The organism is Gemmobacter nanjingensis, assembly GCF_014652195.1.
GTDB lineage: Bacteria > Pseudomonadota > Alphaproteobacteria > Rhodobacterales > Rhodobacteraceae > Gemmobacter > Gemmobacter caeni.
Map to the genome: position 1 here is coordinate 1 of NZ_BMYI01000034.1, position 17729 is coordinate 17729.

The following is a 17729-nucleotide window of genomic DNA, read 5'->3' on the forward strand; positions in this document are numbered from 1 at the left end:
CCGTCTTACGCTTGGCAGTCCACCGCTTGATGCTGTCGTCCATTGTCACACTCATCGCTACCTTCTCCTTTGTAGCATGAGCAGAGTTTCACTGGGTCGATACAAATGTCCGCAGCGAAATGGCGTTGAATGTGCTGGCCTACAACATCAAGCGAATGGTCGCTCTGCTCGGCGTCAGGGGGCTGATGCGGGCCATGCGGGGCTGATATCAGCTCTCTGGAGCTACATGAGGCCGACCGGTGGCCGTCAGATGCCCCTCCCAGAGGCGCGGTGAAAGCGATGTGCGCTCATTGCGAACCTGTTGTCCGGAAATGCTCCGATCGACCACGCCGCAGACGTCGCCACCGCGTTTCCACACAGCCTCGGCCCTTAGCAGCCCTTCGTGCGGATCACAGCCAACGGCGGCTATGTGGAAAACGTGATCCCCGGTGCCTCCAGATCGATCCAAATGCTGGGCCATACTCCCGACGCGTATCACACCAGAGCACACCATTGCGATTTATGAAGGCGCGGGGGTTGCCATAGCCTTTTGGAAAGAAAGGTTGAAACCGCGCCATCTGTGCGTCTGTCAGCCAGAAAAGGTTGCTTATCGGTCAGTCTCCTCACGGAGTCCGAGTGACGCAGCGAGCGAATGATCAATTGGTCCTGACTTGGTGGAGGGGGCAAGTCAGAGCCCAACAGAGGTCCGCCATCGTTTGTGCTCGCAGAAGGTCAAGACCTGCAAATGATACTCGCGGCGAAAGTCATGCTCTGTTCTGGTACTGGGCTGGCGTCACACCTACTATCTTGCGAAATGTACGGCAAAGGTGGCTTTGGTCGGAGAAACCGCAGTCCAGCGCGACCGACTTAAGTGGAAGGCGCCCGCGTCGGAGCATCTCCTGTGCCTTGCTGACACGTTTCTGGATTACAAAGGCGTATGGGGCGATCCCGAAGTCGGCCTTGAACTGGCGGGAAAAGTGAAACGGGCTGAGGCCGACGGCAGCGGCGAGATCGTCAAGGCTGATGTTTTCGCTGAGCTGGTCTTCGATGAGGTCTATGATGCGTTTGCGTTGAGTCGGGCTGAAGGCGGAGCCGCTTTCATCGGCAAGCCGGATCCGGGCATAGCGTCGCAGCATATGCACCGCGATCTGGTTGCGCAGCGCGTCAATCATCAGGCGCTGCCCCATGCCACCGTTGCGCAGTTCGTTTTCAAGCATGTGGAAGCAGTTTAGCAGAACCGGATCCTCGGCCGAAACCTGATCTTGTATCTCGACGGATTGCGGACTGCGGCCAAACACGGTCTGTGCCGTGTCCTCAAGGCAGTCATGACCGATGTAGATATGCCGAACCTTGATCGGTTCTGCCCAGCACCACGTGGATTGCTCGGCCCGCGTCAAAAGCGAGATCCTGCCCCTGCCAACGGGCGCGCTTTGCCTTGATCCGCCACTTGTTCGCAGCATGGTCGTCGGATTTCCGTCGTAGGCTACGATCATGTAATCGCGCATCGCGGGGATGGCCGCGTCCTGGCGATCGTAGTGGTAGCCTTTCATCGTGATGCCCTTCCAGTCCCGGCCGGAACTGTCCATCGTGATTGTGCCGGGAATCCACTCAGGAATCCGGTCTGGCGTCACGAGTGCTTTCTGCATCTGGCTCCCCCTTTATTGGCGGTCGGGCCGAGTTGGCGGCCCGGCTTTGCGCGTCATCTCTGAACCGTGTCCGTCCGTTCCTCAAGAACGACGCCCGACTGCGTCAGATCGTCGATCTGCTGTTCCGAAAAACCCGCCTCCTTGAGCAGGACACGGCTATGCTGTGCGAACCGGGGCGGGGCGGCGCGGACTTCGCCTGGTGTCCGCGACAGACGTGCCGGAACGCCAGTGCCCTTGTAGCTGCCGACCGACACCACCATGCCGCGATGGCGGGTATGCGGGTGGTCAAGCGCGTCGATCACGTTGCGCACCACGCCTGCCGGGACACCTGCGCGCAGCAGCGCGGGTTCAAGCGCCCGGGCGTCGCTCTCCGCAAGGCGCGCAGACAGGATTTCCGTGATTTCGGCGCGGTGGGCCAGCCGGGCAGCGTTGTCGGCAAAGCGGGGGTCTTGCGGGACGTCGGACAGGCCTAGCACCTCGCAGAGCTTGGCGAACTGGCCGTTGTTGCCAACGGCGAGGTATAACTTGCCGGTTCGGGTTTCGAACATGTCATAGGGCACGATGTTGGGGTGCCCGTTGCCGGTGGCAACCGGGACCTTTCCCGACATGAGGCTGTTTGCAGCTTGCGGGTGCATCATGCTGATGGCGCAGTCGTAAAGTGGCACTTCGATTGCTTGGCCCAGCCCAGAGCGGAACCGTTCGATGATAGCCGCCAGCACCGCATTGCAGGCGATGAGTCCTGTGCCGATATCCACGATGGGCGTGCCCATCCGCGTCGGGCCATTGGCCGGGTTTCCGTTGATGCTCATCAGGCCGGTCATCGCCTGCACCACGGCGTCATAGCCGGGGAAGCCGCCCAACGGGCCATCGGCACCAAAGCCGGTGACGTGACAAAGGATCAGGCGGGGAAAACGGTTCTTGAGCACCGCATCATAGCCGAGACCCCATTTTTCCAAAGCACCGGACTTGAAGTTGTGGACCAGGACGTCGGCGCCTTCGAGCAGGCGCAGGATCACGTCGCGCCCCTCGGGCTTGCCGATGTCGATGGCGATGGAGCGCTTGTTGCGGTTGGCGCCGGAAAAATAGGCGGAAAGCCCGTCATTGAAGGGCGGGCCCCATTCGCGCGTCTCGTCCCCTTGCGGAGGCTCGACCTTGATGATCTCGGCGCCATGGTCGGCCAGCGTCTGGGTGCAATAGGGGCCGCCCAGCACGCGGCTGAGGTCAAGGACGCGGATTCCGTCAAGCGCGCCGGGCATCACAACACCTCGCGGTAAAGGGAGGCCACGTCGTCGGCCGTCATGTCGCGCGGGTTGGTGGCCAGCAGCCGGCTGATACCGGTCACGACCTCGTTTGCCATGCCGGGAATGGCGGCCTCGGTCACACCAACCTCGGACAGGCGGGCCTTGAGGCCGCTGGCCTTCAGCATCCGCTCCATTTCCTCGATCAGGGCAAGGGCCGCCGCCGCGTCGGAGTTGAAATGGCGGGCAGGCAAAAGGAGACGCGACAGGCGGGCGTATTCCGCCTCGGCGACGGGCAGGTTGAAGCGCAGGACCGGGCCTGCCACCAGCGCGTTGGCATGGCCGTGCGGAACGTGGAAACCGGTGCCAAGGGGATAGGACAGCGCGTGGATCGCGCCGACGCTGGCGTTGATGAAGGCCATCCCGGCCAGAGTGGCGCCCAGCAACATCGCTTCGCGCGCCTCAAGGTCCGTCGGGGTATCCAGCACGCGGGGCAGGTTCTGGCCCAGAAGGACCAGCGCCTTGTCGGCCAGACCGTCGGAAATAGGGTTCTTGCGGGTGCGGCTGGTTGCGGCCTCGATCGCATGCACCATCGCATCCAGTGCGGTGGCCGCAGTGATCGAACGTGGCATCCCGAGCGTGAGCTTGGCATCCAGAAGGGCGATGTCGGGCAGAAGCTGCGGCGCATAGACCGCCTTCTTCTCGTGGCTCTCCGATGTCAGCACCGAAACCCAGGTCACCTCGGACCCGGTTCCGGCGGTGGTCGGCACCTGGATCAGTGGCAGGCGCTGGCCCCTCACGCGGTCCACGCCGATCATGTCGGCAATCGGCTGGCCGCTGGCCACGGCGACCGCCACGACCTTTGCGGTATCGAGCGAACTGCCGCCGCCCAGACCGATGACGCCGTCGGCGCCGAAGCTAGTCGCGGCCTCAACTGCGGCCTCGACAACCGCGATGGGTGGGTCGGCCTGCACTTTATCAAAGATCTCGGCAGCGATGCCTGCGCCGTTGAGTGCCGCGACCGCCTCACCGGCAAAACCGCAGGCGACGATGCCGGGGTCGGTGATCACGAAGGCGCGGGTGACTGACAGACCTTTGGTCAGGCTGCCAAGCTGGGCGAGGCCGCCGCTCTGGCAGACGATGCTGGGGGTGGCGAGAAAGTTGAAATCCATCATGGGCTCCGGTTCGGTCAGGCGGCAGCAGCATCGCGGATCATGTTCCGCGCGATCAGAACCTGCTGGATCTGGGTGGTGCCTTCGTAGATGCGGAAAAGGCGCACATCGCGGTAGAAGCGTTCGACGGCATATTCGGCCATGTAGCCTGCGCCGCCGTGGATCTGCACTGCCCGGTCGGCCACCCGGCCCACCATTTCCGAGGCATACATCTTGCAGCAGGCGGCATCGGTGGACACATTCGCCCCGGCGTCCTTGCGCCGGGCTGTTTCCTCGATCATGCAGCGGGCGGCGAAGGCTTCGGTGCGGCTGTCTGCCAGCATGGCCTGAATCAGTTGCTTTTCGGCAATCGGTTCGCCGAACTGGCGGCGCTCCATAGCATAGGCCAGCGCATCGCGGATCAGCCGTTCGGCCGCTCCGACGCAGACTGCCGAGATATGCAGACGCCCCCGGTCCAGCACCTTCATCGCGGTCTTGAAGCCTTGGTTTTCCCGCGCCGGGCCACCAATGATGTTGGCGGCGGGGACGCGGACATCTTCAAGGATCACGTCGCAGGTGTGCGAGCCCTTCTGACCCATCTTCTTGTCGGGCTGGCCCAGCGACAGGCCTTGCGTTCCGGCCTCGACGATGAAGGCGCTGACGCCGGACGATCCCTTTGTCTCGGGATTGGTGCGGGCAAAAACGGTGAAGACATCGGCGCGCGACGCGTTGGTGATATAGCGCTTGGTCCCGTTCAGCACGAAATGGTCACCATCGCGGCGGGCGGTGGTGCGCAAGCTGCCTGCGTCCGACCCAGCATCCGGTTCGGTCAGCGCAAAGGAGGCGATCATTTCGCCGGAAGCCAGCGCGGGCAGGTATTTCGCCTTCTGTTCGGCGGTGCCGTCGATGATGATGCCCTGCGACCCGATGCCGTTGTTGGTGCCGACCAGTGAGCGGAACACCGGCGAGGTCTGACCCAGCACGAAGGCGGCCTGCACCTCTTCGGACATGGAAAGGCCAAGGCCGCCGTATTCCTCTGGGATCGACATGCCGAAAAGGCCCATTTCCCGGATCTCCTGCACCAGCGCGGGCGGGATCGCGTCTTCTTCGGCGACCAGCGCCTCGTTCGGGATCAGGCGTTCCTTGACGAAGCGGTCGAGCGCGTCGAGGAACTGGGCGAGTGTATCGGAGTCTAGGGCCATGGTATTCTCTGGGGTCAGGGGGCTACGGCCGCCACGTGGCGGACAACGTTGATAAGGCGGGGCGCGACATCACTTTCGATCCAGTCGCGCGTCAGGGTCTGCGAGGGGCCGCCACAGTTGAAGGCGACGATGGGCGAGCCGTCGCGTGGGATGAAGGGCACCGCCACCGCGTTCACGTCGCGCTTCCATTCGGTATAGGAGGTGCAGTAGCCACGGGTCTGGTAATCCTCGATCGCCTTTTCGATACCGGGCTGGACGTTTGGCCAGTTCTCGCCTTCGTGCTCGCGCACCTCGTCGATCATCCGGGCGCGCTCGTCCTCGGGGTGGGCGGCGATACAGGCCCGGCCGACTGCGGTGGTGGCCAGCTTGATATGCGCGCCGACTTCGATCGCGAGCGTCACCGCATTGGTGCCCTTGCAGCGTTCCAGATAGACCATCGACAGGCGGTCGCGGCTGGCCATTGCCACCGGCATCCCGGTGTAATCGGCGAGTTCCTGCATGTAAGGCTTGGCCAGTTGCCGCAGGGGCATCCCGGCAAGGCAGGAAAAGCCCAGTGACAGCACCGGGGGCGCCAACACGTAGCGCGCGGTGTCTGGGTTGTAGCTGAGATACCCCAGTTTGTGCAGCGTGTAGGTCAGCCGTGAGACGGTGGATTTGCTGAGCGCCGCGCGTTCGGCAAGATCGCGGTTGCCCAGCGCCTCGCCCTCACGCCGGAAGGCGCGCAGAAGTTCCAGGCCGCGCGCCAAGGCCACCACGAAGTCGCGGTCCTGTTCGTCATCCTCGGGTTTCTCCTTCCTTGGCCTCACGGTGTCCCTCCTCAAGGACAGATGCTGCGTATTGAATGATCTCTAAAGCAAAGATATGGTCCACGTCAATACTGCGGAATATTTTTCCGCATAGCGGAATAAAGAAGCTGCCCGCCTTATCCCGCTTGCATCAATGGAACAGCGGGTGGCGCTGCCAAGCGAGGACGTGAACATCATGAATAATCTGGATTACCCGCAAATCCGCCACCTCATCGGCAAGGATTGGCTGGCGAGTGCAACTACCGGCGATCGGGCGGTCATCAACCCGGCCAACGGGGTCGAGATTGGCCGAATTCCCCAGGCCACGGCCGAGGATCTGGAGCGTGCGGTGCGCCACGCCGAATCGGCCTTTGCCACTTGGAAGGACCGTTCGCCCACCGATCGTGGCGCGATCCTGCGCCGGTTCGCCGATCTTCTGCGGCAAAACGATGCGATGATCGCCCGCTGGATCACGCTGGATGAAGGCAAGCCGCTGGCCGAGGCGCTGATCGAGGTGCGGTCGTCCGCCGATCACGTTGACTGGCACGCCGAAGAGTGCCGCCGCATTTATGGCCGCATCGTGCCCTCGCGCAATCCAACGGTGCAGCATCTGGTGGTGCGTGAACCTGTTGGCGTTTGCCTGGCCATCACGCCCTGGAACTTCCCGCTCAGCCAAGCCGTGCGCAAGGTGGCGGCGGCGCTGGCCTCTGGCTGCACGATGATCCTGAAGGGTCCGGCCGAAGCCCCGGCGGGCTGCCTAGCTATCGCGCGCTTCCTGCAGGAGGCGGGTCTGCCGGAGGGGTGTCTGAACCTCGTCTGGGGCAATTCAGCCTTCATCTCGGAAACGCTGATCGCGCATCCGGTCGTGCGCAAGATCACTTTCACTGGCTCGGTCGAAGTGGGCAAGCATCTTGCCGCGCTGGCGGGCCAACACATGAAGCGGGCTACGATGGAACTGGGGGGCCATGCGCCGGTGCTGGTCTTCGACGATGCAGATGCCGGGGCGGCGGCACGGGCGCTGGCGGGCAACAAGCTGCGCAATGCCGGGCAGGTCTGCATTTCCCCGACGCGGTTTTATGTGCAGGCGGGCATTCACGAGCGGTTTCTGTCGGAACTGGTGACGGCGTTTGAGGCGGTCAAGGTCGGCGACGGCTTGGCCGAGGGCACGCAGATGGGGCCGCTTTGTCATGCGGGCCGCGTGACAGCGATGGAAAAGCTGGTTACGGATGCGCGCGACAACGGCGCCGAAGTGCTGACCGGGGGCGCGCGGATCGGCAACAGCGGCAGTTTCTACGCGCCCACAATCGTGAATACGCCGGACGACAGCATCGCCCTGATGCGCGACGAACCTTTCGGGCCGGTCGCGGTTGTGTCGCCCTTCCGCGAAATTGAGGACGGATTGGCGCGCGCCAATGGCCTGTCGTTCGGCCTTGCATCCTACATCTTCACCAACTCGCTGGAGCGCGCCGACCGTTCGGCGGCGTGCCTTCAGGCGGGAATGGTCAGCATCAACCACTTTGGTCTTGCATTGCCAGAAACGCCGTTCGGCGGGGTGCGTGACAGTGGCTATGGCAGCGAAGGTGGGACCGAGACTTTTGACGGTTATCTGTCCACCAAGTTCATCTCGCGCAATTCCGCGCCGGTACGGTGAGGTCTGACATGTCTGTTGATCTTGAACTGAGCGATGGTGCGGCAATCCTGACCATCAACAATCCGCCGCTGAATCTTCTCGATGCTGAAATTCGGGGGGGCCTTCTGCGCGGGATGGAGACAGCGGTGGCACGGGGCGCAAACCGGCTGATCGTGACCGGAGCAGGCAAAACCTTTGTCGCCGGTGCGGATGCCAAAGAGTTCGCCCAAGCGCCCATTGAACCGCACCTCAACGATGTCTTGCTGCACCTGGCCAGCCTTCCGATCCCCACGATTGCGGCGATCAACGGCGCGGCGCTGGGGGGCGGGCTTGAAATCGCATTGGCCTGCCGTTATCGCATCGCAGTCCCCGAAGCGCAGGTGGGATTGCCCGAGGTGGTTCTGGGTATCATCCCCGGCGCGGGTGGCACGCAGCGGTTGCCACGGCTGATCGGAGTCAAGGCAGCGCTGGACATGATTGTGACCGGCAAAGCCATCGCCGCAGGCAAGGCGCTGTCGATGGGGCTTGTCGATGAGATTGCAGACGATCCGCTGGCTGCTGCCTTGGCGCTTTACGACGTGCGCCTTGCTGCGGCGATCGGGCCGGACCAGCGTCCAGCGCCTCAGGCCGACGCCGACGCGGTGGCCGCGATGCAAACCCATATCACGCGCCGGATGCCGGGCCAGATTGCCCCGCCGGTCGCGGTGGGGCTGGTCGCGGAAACGGCCAGTCTGCCCTTGATCGAAGGGCTGGCGCGAGAACGCGCGGCATTTCTGAAGTTGCGCGCCTCACCGCAGGCGCGGGCCCTTAGACATATGTTCTTTGCCGAACGGGCGGCGGGCAACAGGGGGCGCACCTATCCCAGACCCGCGCGGGACATCGCCACGGCCATCGTGGTCGGCGGCGGCAACATGGGGGCTTCAATCGCCTATGCGCTGGCCGGTGCCGGCATTGCGGTGACCGTCGTTGAACGCGACCCCGCCGGGGCGGGGCGGGCCGAGGAGAACCTGCGCAAGCTGGTGGACCAAGGCATCGGTCGCGGCACGCTTTCCGCCACCGAGGGCGCGGCGATCCAAGAGCGGCTGACCTCTGTCGTCGGTTATGCCAACCTGCCACCTGCCGATCTGGCTATTGAAGCGGCTTTCGAGGATTTCGTGGTCAAGCGCGCGATCTTTGCCGAGCTTGAAACTGTGCTGCCACCAGAAACGATCCTTGCCACCAACACCTCTTATCTCGACGTGAACCGGCTGGCCGATAGCGTGGCGGTTCCGTCGCGCTTTCTTGGCCTGCATTTTTTCAGCCCGGCGCATATCATGAAGCTGCTGGAGATCGTGAATGGCGACCGCACATCGGACGAGACGCTTGGCGCGGCCTTCGCACTGGCGCGGCGTTTAGGAAAGATCCCGGTCCTGTCAGGCGTCTGCGACGGGTTCATCGGCAACCGGATTCTGACGCGCTACCGGCAAGCGGCCAACCTGCTTCTGGCCGAAGGTGCCCTGCCCAACGAGGTCGATGCCGCGATGCGGGGCTTCGGCATGGCGATGGGACCATATGAGGCGCAGGACATGTCAGGGCTCGACATCGCTTACGCCAACATCAAGCGGCAGGTCCCCGGCGCGAAGCCGCGTCACGTCCCCCTGGTTGAGCGTCTGGTCTCGGATCACCAGCGGCTTGGCCGCAAGACCGGTGCGGGGTGGTATGACTATGACGCGGCGGGAAAGGCAGTGGTGTCCGGGCTGGTGACAGGGGAAATCCGCAAGGTTTCGACAGAGATGGGCAGGACCCGGCGCGACTTCACAGCCGATGAGATTGTCGAACAGATCACCCTGGCCATGATCGCCGAGGCCTGCGCGATACTGGAGGAAGGTATCGCCGAGCGGCCACAAGACATCGACTTGGTGCTTGTGCATGGCTACGGCTTCCCGCGCTGGCGCGGCGGGCTGATCCATCATGCCGACAGCCTTGGGGTGAACGCCCTCGTGCAGCGCTACATGGCACTGGCCGCAGCATACCCGCAGGGATGGGCGGTGCCGCCGTTGCTGGCGCGGCTGGCCGCAACGGGCCAGACTCTGGACAGCCTGAACGCAGGTTGACCTCACATCGGACCACCGCGCCCCGGTCGTGATCGCATCGGGGCGCGAAACAGCAAGAAGATGCAACGCGACAAGCAGGCACGTTCAATACGAGGCGCGGCTGATACCTGTAACGTCCTCTGATTAGGGATACTCCGCGATCCCTGCGCCGATGGAGGATCGAACGCAGGGGGAACGGACCGGACCGGAACGCCACCTTTGGAGGATCAAATGGCAATCAGCAAGGAAGCCGATTCACTGCGAGCGCTCTATCAGAGCTGGACCGACCAGATGGTCGCGAACCCCGGCCTGACCATCGCCAACCTGCGCAGCATGTTCGACGAATGGGGCCAGCCCGCGCTGGAACCGGAGAACGTCACCTACAAGAGCGACCATGTCGGCGGGGTCGAGGCGATCTGGGCCCTGCCCGTGGGCGCCGACGCCAAGCGCGTGATCGTTTATACTCATGGCGGCGGGTTTGCTGTTGGTTCGGCCGACAGCCACCGAAAGATGGCGGGCCATCTTGCTAAAGTGCTGGGCGTGACCGCCTGCATTCTGCACTATCGCCGTGCGCCGGAACACCCCTTCCCCGCCCAGATCGAGGATGCCGTGGCCGCTTACAAAGCGCTGCTGGCCCAAGGGTTCGAGGCGAGGAACATTCTGACTGCAGGCGACAGCGCGGGTGGCAACCTCGCCATCGCTTCGGTGCTGAAGTTCCGCGACCTTGGCCTGCCCCTTCCGGGTGCGGTCATCGCCTATTCGCCCTGGCTTGACATGGCGCTGCGCGGCAAGACGTTGGAAACCAACGCCGCCACCGATGCGCTGGTCGGCAAGCCGATCCTTGAAGCGATGGCCGGCATGTTCCTCGGCGGCGCGACCGATCCGCTGAACCCGCTGGCCAACCCGCTGGAAAACGATTTCACCGGCTTCCCGCCGCTCTACATCACTTGCGGCGGGGCCGAGACGCTGCAAAGCGATTCCGAGTCGCTGGCCGCCAAGGCCAAGTCGCAGGGCGTGAACGTCGCACTCTCGGTGGTGCCGGGGATGCAGCACGTCTTCCCGGCCCTGTCGGGCCGCGCCCCCGAGGCCGATCAGGAACTGGCACGCATCGCCGCTTGGTATCGCGCCCTCTGATCCGACTGCCCCGCGCCGCCAGCTGGCGCAGGGCAGCAACAAATATCATCACAGTCAACCGGCCTTTCACCCGCTTTTCGCGGGGCGGCAGTGCCATGCTCTGGGAGGAGTATCATGACCAAATCTGTTGAAACCACAAAGACCAAGGGCGCCGATTTCGATGCTGTCGTCATCGGTGCGGGCTTCGGCGGTCTCTATTCCGTCTACAAATTGCGCAATGAACAGGGCCTGAACGTCAAGGCCTTCGACCGTGCAGGCGATGTGGGTGGCACCTGGTACTGGAACCGCTATCCCGGCGCGCTGTCGGATACCGAAAGCTTCGTCTACCGCTATTCCTTCAGCGGCGAGCTTTTGCAAAAGGGTCGCTGGAAGACCCGCTATCTTACCCAGCCCGAAATCCTCGCCTACATGAACGAGGTTGCAGACACCTACGACCTGCGCCGCAGCTTCCAGTTCAACACTCGTGTCACCGCGACCCATTTCAATGACGAAACCGGGCTGTGGCATGTGACAACCGACAAGGGCGAGACGGTCACCGCGAAATACTTGATCACGGGGCTTGGCCTGCTGTCCGCGACGAACACGCCGAAATACAAGGGCATTGACAGCTTCAAGGGCCAGATGCTGCACACCGGCAACTGGCCCGAGGGTGTCGAACTCAAGGGCAAGCGCGTCGGCGTGATCGGCACCGGCTCGACCGGGGTTCAGGTCATCACCGCGACCGCTCCGATTGCCGGGCATCTTACGGTATTCCAGCGCTCGCCCCAATATGTCGTGCCGATCGGCAACACGCCCCAGGACGAGGCGACGATCGCCCAGCAAAAGGCCAACTACGACGACATCTGGAAACAAGTGAAATCCTCGGTCGTGGCCTTCGGCTTCGAGGAAAGCACCGTGCCTGCGGAAACCGCTTCGCCTGAAGAACGCGAACGCGTGTTCGAGGCCGCATGGCAGCGCGGCGGCGGCTTCTACTTCATGTTTGGAACGTTCTGCGACATTGCGACCAGCCAGATCGCAAATGACGCGGCTGCCGACTTCATCAAGAAGAAAATCAAGGAAATCGTGAAGGATCCCGCAACCGCAAAGGCGCTGACGCCGCGCGACATCTATGCCAAGCGCCCCTTGTGCGGGAACAACTACTATGAGGTCTACAATCGGCCCAATGTCACCCTCGCCGATGTAAAGGCCGACCCGATCGCCGAGTTCACCGCGACCGGTATCCGGCTGGAAAGTGGCGCGGAGCATGAGCTGGATGTGGTGATCTTCGCCACTGGCTTTGACGCGGTGGACGGCAACTACGTCAAGATGGACATGCGCGGCCGCGGCGGCGTCACCATGCGCGACAAGTGGAAGGACGGCCCCCTGGGCTATCTGGGCATGATGGAGACGGATTTCCCGAACCTCTTCATGATCCTTGGCCCGAATGGCCCCTTCACCAACCTGCCGCCGAGCATCGAAACGCAGGTCGAGTGGATCGCCGACACCATCGAGATGATGGAGGGCAAGGGCCTGAAGGCCATCGAGCCGACCGAGGCCGCCCGGGACGAATGGGTCACGCTCTGCCGGACAATTGCGGACATGACCCTATTCCCGAAAGCCGAAAGTTGGATCTTCGGTGCGAACATCCCCGGCAAGAAGAACGCGGTGATGTTCTACATGGCGGGCATCGGCAATTACCGCAACGCGATCAACGCGGTGAAGGATGGTGGTTACCAGACCATGATCTTCGACCGCGAGATGGCAAGCGCCTGAAGCTACGGAACGCGCGGCGGGCCGGGCAGGATTGTGCCCGGCCCGCCATGCGCCAAGAAAACCACACAGCAATAAGGGAGAGAGTCTGTGGGACGTGTATCGGGAAAAGTCGCCCTCGTGACGGGCGCAGCAATGGGGATGGGCAAATCCCACTCCGAACTTCTGGCGCGGGAAGGCGCGCATGTCTTCGTCACAGACCGGGACGTGGCGGCGGGTGAGGCGGTCGCCAAGGGCATTGTGGCAGCAGGTGGCAAGGCCGACTTCATCAAGCATGACGTGGCAAGCGAAGCCGACTGGGCCAACGCCATTGCCACTGTGCGTGCCAAGGCCGGGCGGCTGGACATCCTTGTCAACAACGCGGGCGTGCTGATCTTGAAGCCCCTGCACGAAACAACGCCCGAGGAATTCGACCTGACGATGAACGTCAACGTGAAGGGCGTCTATCTGGGCATCCGCGCGGCCGTGCCGCTGATGAAGGAAGCGGACAAGGCCTCGATCGTGAACATTTCGTCGATCTACGGCATCGTCGGTGCGGCAATGGCCGGGGCCTATATCGGTTCCAAGGGTGCTGTGAGGATGCTGACCAAATCCTGTGCCGTCGATCTGGCAGATACCGGGATCCGGGTGAACTCGATCCACCCTGGCGTCATTGACACGCCGATGACCAAGGATCTGCTGCACGCCGATCCGGCCACGCGGCAGGCGATCCTGGGCTGCACGCTCCTCAAGCGTCCGAGCAAGCCCGAGGAAGTGTCGAACGCGGTGCTGTTCCTTGCTTCGGACGAAGCCTCGTTCGTCCATGGCGCCGAGATCGTCGTGGACGGTGGCTACACCGCAAACTGACGCACATGACTGCCCTGTCCGCCCAGCACGACCGGGCGGACAGGGGATGTGAGAAAGGAAGCTCTCCCATGAAGGTTCTGGTGCCTGTCAAACGGGTGATCGACTACAACGTGAAGGTCCGCGTGAAGGCGGATGGCACGGGTGTCGATCTGGCCAATGTGAAGATGTCGATGAACCCCTTTGACGAGATTGCCGTGGAAGAGGCGATCCGTCTGAAGGAGAAGGGCATCGCGACCGAGGTCGTGGTCGTCTCCATCGGCGTCAAGCAGGCCCAGGAAACGCTGCGGACCGCGCTTGCGATGGGGGCCGACCGCGCCATCCTGATCGAGGCGACGGACAACCTGCATGTGGACATCGAGCCCTTGGCCGTGGCCAAGCTGCTGGCGGCCGTGGTGAAGGAAGAAAAGCCGGGCCTCGTCCTTTGCGGCAAGCAGGCGATCGACAACGACATGAACGCCACCGGCCAGATGCTATCGGCGCTTCTCGGCTGGAGCCAGGCGACCTTCGCCTCGGAAGTGTCGATCAACGGCGACCAAGCCAAGGTCACCCGCGAGGTGGACGGCGGTCTGCAGACGATCACAGTCAAGATGCCGACGATCATCACCGTCGACCTGCGCCTGAACGAGCCGCGCTATGCCTCGCTGCCGAACATAATGAAGGCCAAGGCCAAGCCGCTGGCGACCAAGACGCCTGCCGACTACGGCGTGGACGTGAGCCCGCGGCTGTCGGTCGTCAAGACCGTGGAACCGGCGGGCCGCAAGGCGGGCGTTAAGGTCGGCTCGGTGGCCGAGCTGATCGCAAAACTCAAAGACGAAGCAGGGGTGATCTGAGATGGCCGTTCTTCTTCTTGCCGACGTTGCTGACGGGAAACTCGCGACCGACCAGGTGGCGAAGGCGTTGACCGCGGTGAAATCGCTGGGTCCAGTGACCGTGCTGGTCGCGGATCCCGATGCAGCGGCCGCTGCGGCCGAGACCGCGACGCTGGAAGGCGTGGCGAAGGTACTACTGGCCGAGGACGGGGCCTACGCGCATGGCCTGGCCGAGCCCACCGCCGCGCTGGTCGTGTCGCTGGCCGGTGACTACGAGCACATCGTCGCCGCCTCGGGCGCATTGTCCAAGTCGGTCCTGCCCCGCGTGGCAGCCCTGCTGGACGTCATGGTGATCTCGGAAGTGCTGGCGGTGCATGACGCTGCGACCTTCGACCGGCCAATCTATGCCGGGAACGCGATCCACACGGTCAAGACCTCGGATACGAAGAAGGTGCTGACCATCCGCACCGCGACTTTCGATGCGGCGGGCAAGGGCGGTAACGCCCCGGTCGAGAAGGTCTCGGCCTCGGTCGACAGCGGGCTGTCCGCCTGGGTCGAGGATAAGGTCGCGTCCCCCGACCGTCCCGAGCTGACGTCGGCCGGGATCGTGGTCTCGGGCGGACGTGGCGTGGGCTCGCAGACCGAGTTCGCGCTGATTGAGAAGCTCGCGGACAAGCTGAACGCCGCTGTCGGTGCCTCGCGCGCCGCGGTGGACTCGGGCTTTGCGCCGAACGACTGGCAAGTCGGGCAGACCGGCAAGGTCGTGGCTCCGGACCTTTACGTCGCCGTCGGCATCTCGGGTGCGATCCAGCACCTCGCCGGGATGAAGGATTCGAAGGTCATCGTCGCGATCAACAAGGACGAAGAGGCCCCAATCTTCCAGGTCGCCGACTATGGATTGGTCGCAGACCTGTTTACCGCCGTGCCGGAAATGATCGAGAAGCTGTAAGTTGCCACACTCGGAGCACCAACATGACCGACGTCTTCATCTGCGACTACATCCGCACGCCGATCGGGCGCTATGGCGGGGCGCTCTCATCGGTGCGCCCCGACGATCTGGCGGCCATTCCCCTGCGAGCGCTGATGGACCGCAACGCGGGTGTGGACTGGGCGGCGGTCGATGACGTGATCTTCGGCTGCGCCAACCAGGCGGGCGAGGATAACCGCAACGTGGCGCGGATGTCGCTGTTGCTGGCGGGGCTGCCGGTCGGCGTCACCGGGACCACGATCAACCGGCTTTGTGGCTCGGGAATGGACGCGGTGCTGACCGCAGCGCGCCAGATCGCCGCCGGCGAGGCGCAGCTAGTCATCGCGGGCGGTGTCGAAAGCATGAGCCGCGCCCCCTTCGTAATGCCCAAGGCCGACAACGCCTTTTCTCGCAACGCCGAGATCTGCGACACCACCATCGGCTGGCGGCTGATCAATCCGGCGATGCACGCGGCCTACGGCACGGATTCGATGCCGCAGACCGGGCAGAACGTGGCGGATGACTACGGCATCAGCCGCGAGGCGCAGGACGCGATGGCACTGTCCAGCCAGGCCAAGGCGTCGGCTGCGCAAGTCAACGGGCGCCTCGCGGCTGAGATCACCCCTGTCACGATCCCGCAGCGCAAGGGCGAGGCGCTGGTGGTAGACCGCGATGAGCATCCCCGCGCGACAACGGCCGAGGCGCTGGCAAAGCTGCGGTCACTGTTCCCGAACGGCTCGGTCACGGCGGGGAACGCGTCGGGCGTCAACGATGGCGCCGCGGCGCTGATACTGGCCAGCGCCGACGCCGCCCGCGCGCATGGCCTGACGCCGATCGCCCGCGTCCTCGGCGGGGCGACCGCGGGCGTGCCGCCGCGCATCATGGGCATCGGCCCGGCACCCGCGAGCCAGAAACTGATGGCGCGGCTGGGGCTCTCCCAGGCAGATTTCGACGTGATCGAACTGAACGAGGCCTTCGCCGCGCAAGGCGTGGCCACGCTGCGCCAGCTCGGGATCGCCGACGATGACCCTCGGGTGAACCGCAACGGCGGGGCCATCGCGCTGGGTCACCCCTTGGGCATGTCGGGTGCGAGGATCACCGGCACGGCCGCGCTGGAATTGCGCCACATCAACGGCAGACGCTCACTCTCTACCATGTGCATCGGCGTGGGGCAGGGCATCGCCATCGCGCTGGAACGCGTGTGAGTTGCCCGCTCTCCTGTCCAGTCAGATCGAATCCTTGAGGAGGCGAAGTGCATAGGGGGCAGCCTTCCCGGGTGGCGGTCACGCGATTGTCGCCGCTAAGGGAGATTGCACATGGTCGAGATTGTCAGGGGCAAGGACGTCACCATCCCGTTCGATGCGTCGTTGTGCGTCCACCCTGCCTATCATCCATCCCCAAGTTCTGTTGATCTACGTGCAATTCAGAAAATCGCGAAAGACCAATCCTACCGCTGCCAGTGACCTATTTTGGCGATCATAAACGGCTCGTTTGAAGATAACCCGCTCATTGCTGTAACGCTCGGCAACCGATCAGGAAGGCGCGAAAGGCTTACAGATATCCGCAACGGCCCTTGAACCATGCCACTTAGGTTCTCGGTCTCACCCAGATTGCCGCGCAAGAATTTAGGCAAGGTCGCACGGCCAACCCTGCCATCGGCTCGCTTCCTGCGCTTACATGCCATTCGTCTTAACCGCGGCGAACAGCCGCTTTCCGCCCTCTGCGCCCCAAGATCTGTGCTGGTGGCACATAAGCCTTCCTCAGATCGGCACCGCCGATCACTCTATCGGAGATAGGCCCGGAGGCGCACCTGCGCCGTGGCAGGCCCTCGGAAAGTGAGGCCGAAGCCTCACCCGAAGGGATCGTATTCCGAGACGATCACGACCTCGTCGCCGTCGATTTCATCGGCGGGAACAGCGCCGAAGGTTCCATCTCCTGCCCGGAAAACGACGATCGAGACCATGAGCGTGGCGGCGAGGGAGGCGGCGAAGGCGTGAGCATCTTTGCGGGACATCTGTTTGGCTCCTGTCTGGGAGGCGGGGGACCATCCCCCGCGTGACAGGACCCCGCAGGCCCGAAGACTGGCTGACATCACCGGGTGCGTTCGGCTCGCCCGAATCCTCCCGGCGGCACGGGCTTGCCCGTAGTCCGACCCCTTTGCGGGTTGATCTCGAAGACGGGATTCGGGGCAAGGAAGGGAATGGCGAGCGGGGGATGGTCCCCCAACGTCAGGAGCCGGTTGTCCCGCTGATGCTTCGAAAGCCGCCAGCCTCCTAGGCAGGCTCTTGGTTGACGATCATCCGTCCCGAAGGATGGAGCCTTGGCGCCCGCGCAATATCGCGGGCAGAGGGAGTGGTCGGTGAGAGGTCCGCCCTTCGGCAGGCCCCTCACGCATTGTCAGGGCTCAGGCGGCCAGATCCGCGCCCCCTTCTATGGTTGCCGCCCGTGATGCAAGTTGCTTTTGACGCTTCCTGAGGTGTGATCGAGTGCGGTCTTCTATCAGGCCTTTTGTGCGGCATTT

The 17729-nt window shown here is 63.6% G+C and carries 15 protein-coding genes and 1 pseudogene; 9 read left to right on the forward strand and 7 right to left on the reverse strand.

Annotation, left to right across the window (positions count from 1 at the left end; genetic code table 11):
- Window positions 1-449: 449 nt before the first annotated feature.
- From IE126_RS24140 to IE126_RS24165, 6 genes and pseudogenes are all read right to left on the reverse strand, one after another.
- Window positions 450-590: pseudogene (locus IE126_RS24140) on the reverse strand (IS5/IS1182 family transposase); the annotation flags it as partial.
- Between the two features lie 153 nt (window positions 591-743).
- Window positions 744-1625, reverse strand: a complete 882-nt coding sequence (locus IE126_RS24145; protein WP_229825873.1) for a helix-turn-helix domain-containing protein — start codon at window positions 1623-1625, stop codon at window positions 744-746.
- A gap of 53 nt (window positions 1626-1678) precedes the next feature.
- A complete protein-coding gene (locus tag IE126_RS24150; protein WP_189382780.1) occupies window positions 1679-2881 on the reverse strand; it encodes a CaiB/BaiF CoA transferase family protein in 1203 nt (400 codons plus the stop codon).
- Window positions 2881-4035: an iron-containing alcohol dehydrogenase gene (locus IE126_RS24155; protein ID WP_161763808.1), complete on the reverse strand. Its 1155-nt coding sequence runs from the start codon at window positions 4033-4035 to the stop codon at window positions 2881-2883. The genes IE126_RS24150 and IE126_RS24155 overlap by 1 nt, the downstream gene beginning before the upstream one ends.
- A 17-nt stretch (window positions 4036-4052) precedes the next feature.
- Complete coding sequence (locus IE126_RS24160; protein ID WP_161763807.1) at window positions 4053-5216, reverse strand: acyl-CoA dehydrogenase family protein; 1164 nt, start codon at window positions 5214-5216, stop codon at window positions 4053-4055.
- 14 nt (window positions 5217-5230) lie between these two features.
- Window positions 5231-6022: an IclR family transcriptional regulator gene (locus tag IE126_RS24165; RefSeq protein ID WP_161763806.1), complete on the reverse strand. Its 792-nt coding sequence runs from the start codon at window positions 6020-6022 to the stop codon at window positions 5231-5233.
- Window positions 6023-6197: 175 nt separating this feature from the next.
- Between IE126_RS24165 and IE126_RS24170 the strand changes: the two genes are divergently transcribed.
- From IE126_RS24170 to IE126_RS24210, 9 genes are all read left to right on the forward strand, one after another.
- On the forward strand, window positions 6198-7652 hold the full coding sequence (locus IE126_RS24170) for an NAD-dependent succinate-semialdehyde dehydrogenase (protein ID WP_189382782.1): 1455 nt from the start codon (window positions 6198-6200) through the stop codon (window positions 7650-7652).
- Window positions 7653-7660: 8 nt separating this feature from the next.
- A complete protein-coding gene (locus IE126_RS24175) occupies window positions 7661-9724 on the forward strand; it encodes an FAD-dependent oxidoreductase (protein ID WP_189382784.1) in 2064 nt (687 codons plus the stop codon).
- Between the two features lie 210 nt (window positions 9725-9934).
- Complete coding sequence (locus IE126_RS24180; RefSeq protein ID WP_189382787.1) at window positions 9935-10837, forward strand: alpha/beta hydrolase; 903 nt, start codon at window positions 9935-9937, stop codon at window positions 10835-10837.
- A gap of 114 nt (window positions 10838-10951) precedes the next feature.
- Entirely contained in the window at window positions 10952-12589 is a 1638-nt protein-coding gene (locus IE126_RS24185; protein ID WP_189382788.1) for a flavin-containing monooxygenase, read from the forward strand.
- A gap of 87 nt (window positions 12590-12676) precedes the next feature.
- Entirely contained in the window at window positions 12677-13432 is a 756-nt protein-coding gene (locus IE126_RS24190) for an SDR family NAD(P)-dependent oxidoreductase (protein WP_161763802.1), read from the forward strand.
- 68 nt (window positions 13433-13500) lie between these two features.
- On the forward strand, window positions 13501-14262 hold the full coding sequence (locus IE126_RS24195; protein ID WP_161763801.1) for an electron transfer flavoprotein subunit beta/FixA family protein: 762 nt from the start codon (window positions 13501-13503) through the stop codon (window positions 14260-14262).
- A 1-nt stretch (window position 14263) separates the two neighbouring features.
- The gene (locus IE126_RS24200; RefSeq protein ID WP_161763800.1) at window positions 14264-15190 is read left to right on the forward strand and encodes an electron transfer flavoprotein subunit alpha/FixB family protein; all 927 of its coding nucleotides are present in this window, start codon (window positions 14264-14266) and stop codon (window positions 15188-15190) included.
- Window positions 15191-15213: 23 nt separating this feature from the next.
- Entirely contained in the window at window positions 15214-16413 is a 1200-nt protein-coding gene (gene pcaF, locus IE126_RS24205; RefSeq protein WP_161763799.1) for a 3-oxoadipyl-CoA thiolase, read from the forward strand.
- A 111-nt stretch (window positions 16414-16524) separates the two neighbouring features.
- Window positions 16525-16671 carry a hypothetical protein gene (locus IE126_RS24210; RefSeq protein ID WP_189382790.1) on the forward strand — a complete coding sequence of 49 codons (147 nt, stop codon included), beginning with the start codon at window positions 16525-16527 and terminating at the stop codon, window positions 16669-16671.
- Between the two features lie 386 nt (window positions 16672-17057).
- On the opposite strand, the gene IE126_RS24215 is transcribed toward IE126_RS24210, so the two are convergent.
- Complete coding sequence (locus tag IE126_RS24215; protein ID WP_189382791.1) at window positions 17058-17222, reverse strand: hypothetical protein; 165 nt, start codon at window positions 17220-17222, stop codon at window positions 17058-17060.
- Window positions 17223-17729: the final 507 nt, after the last annotated feature.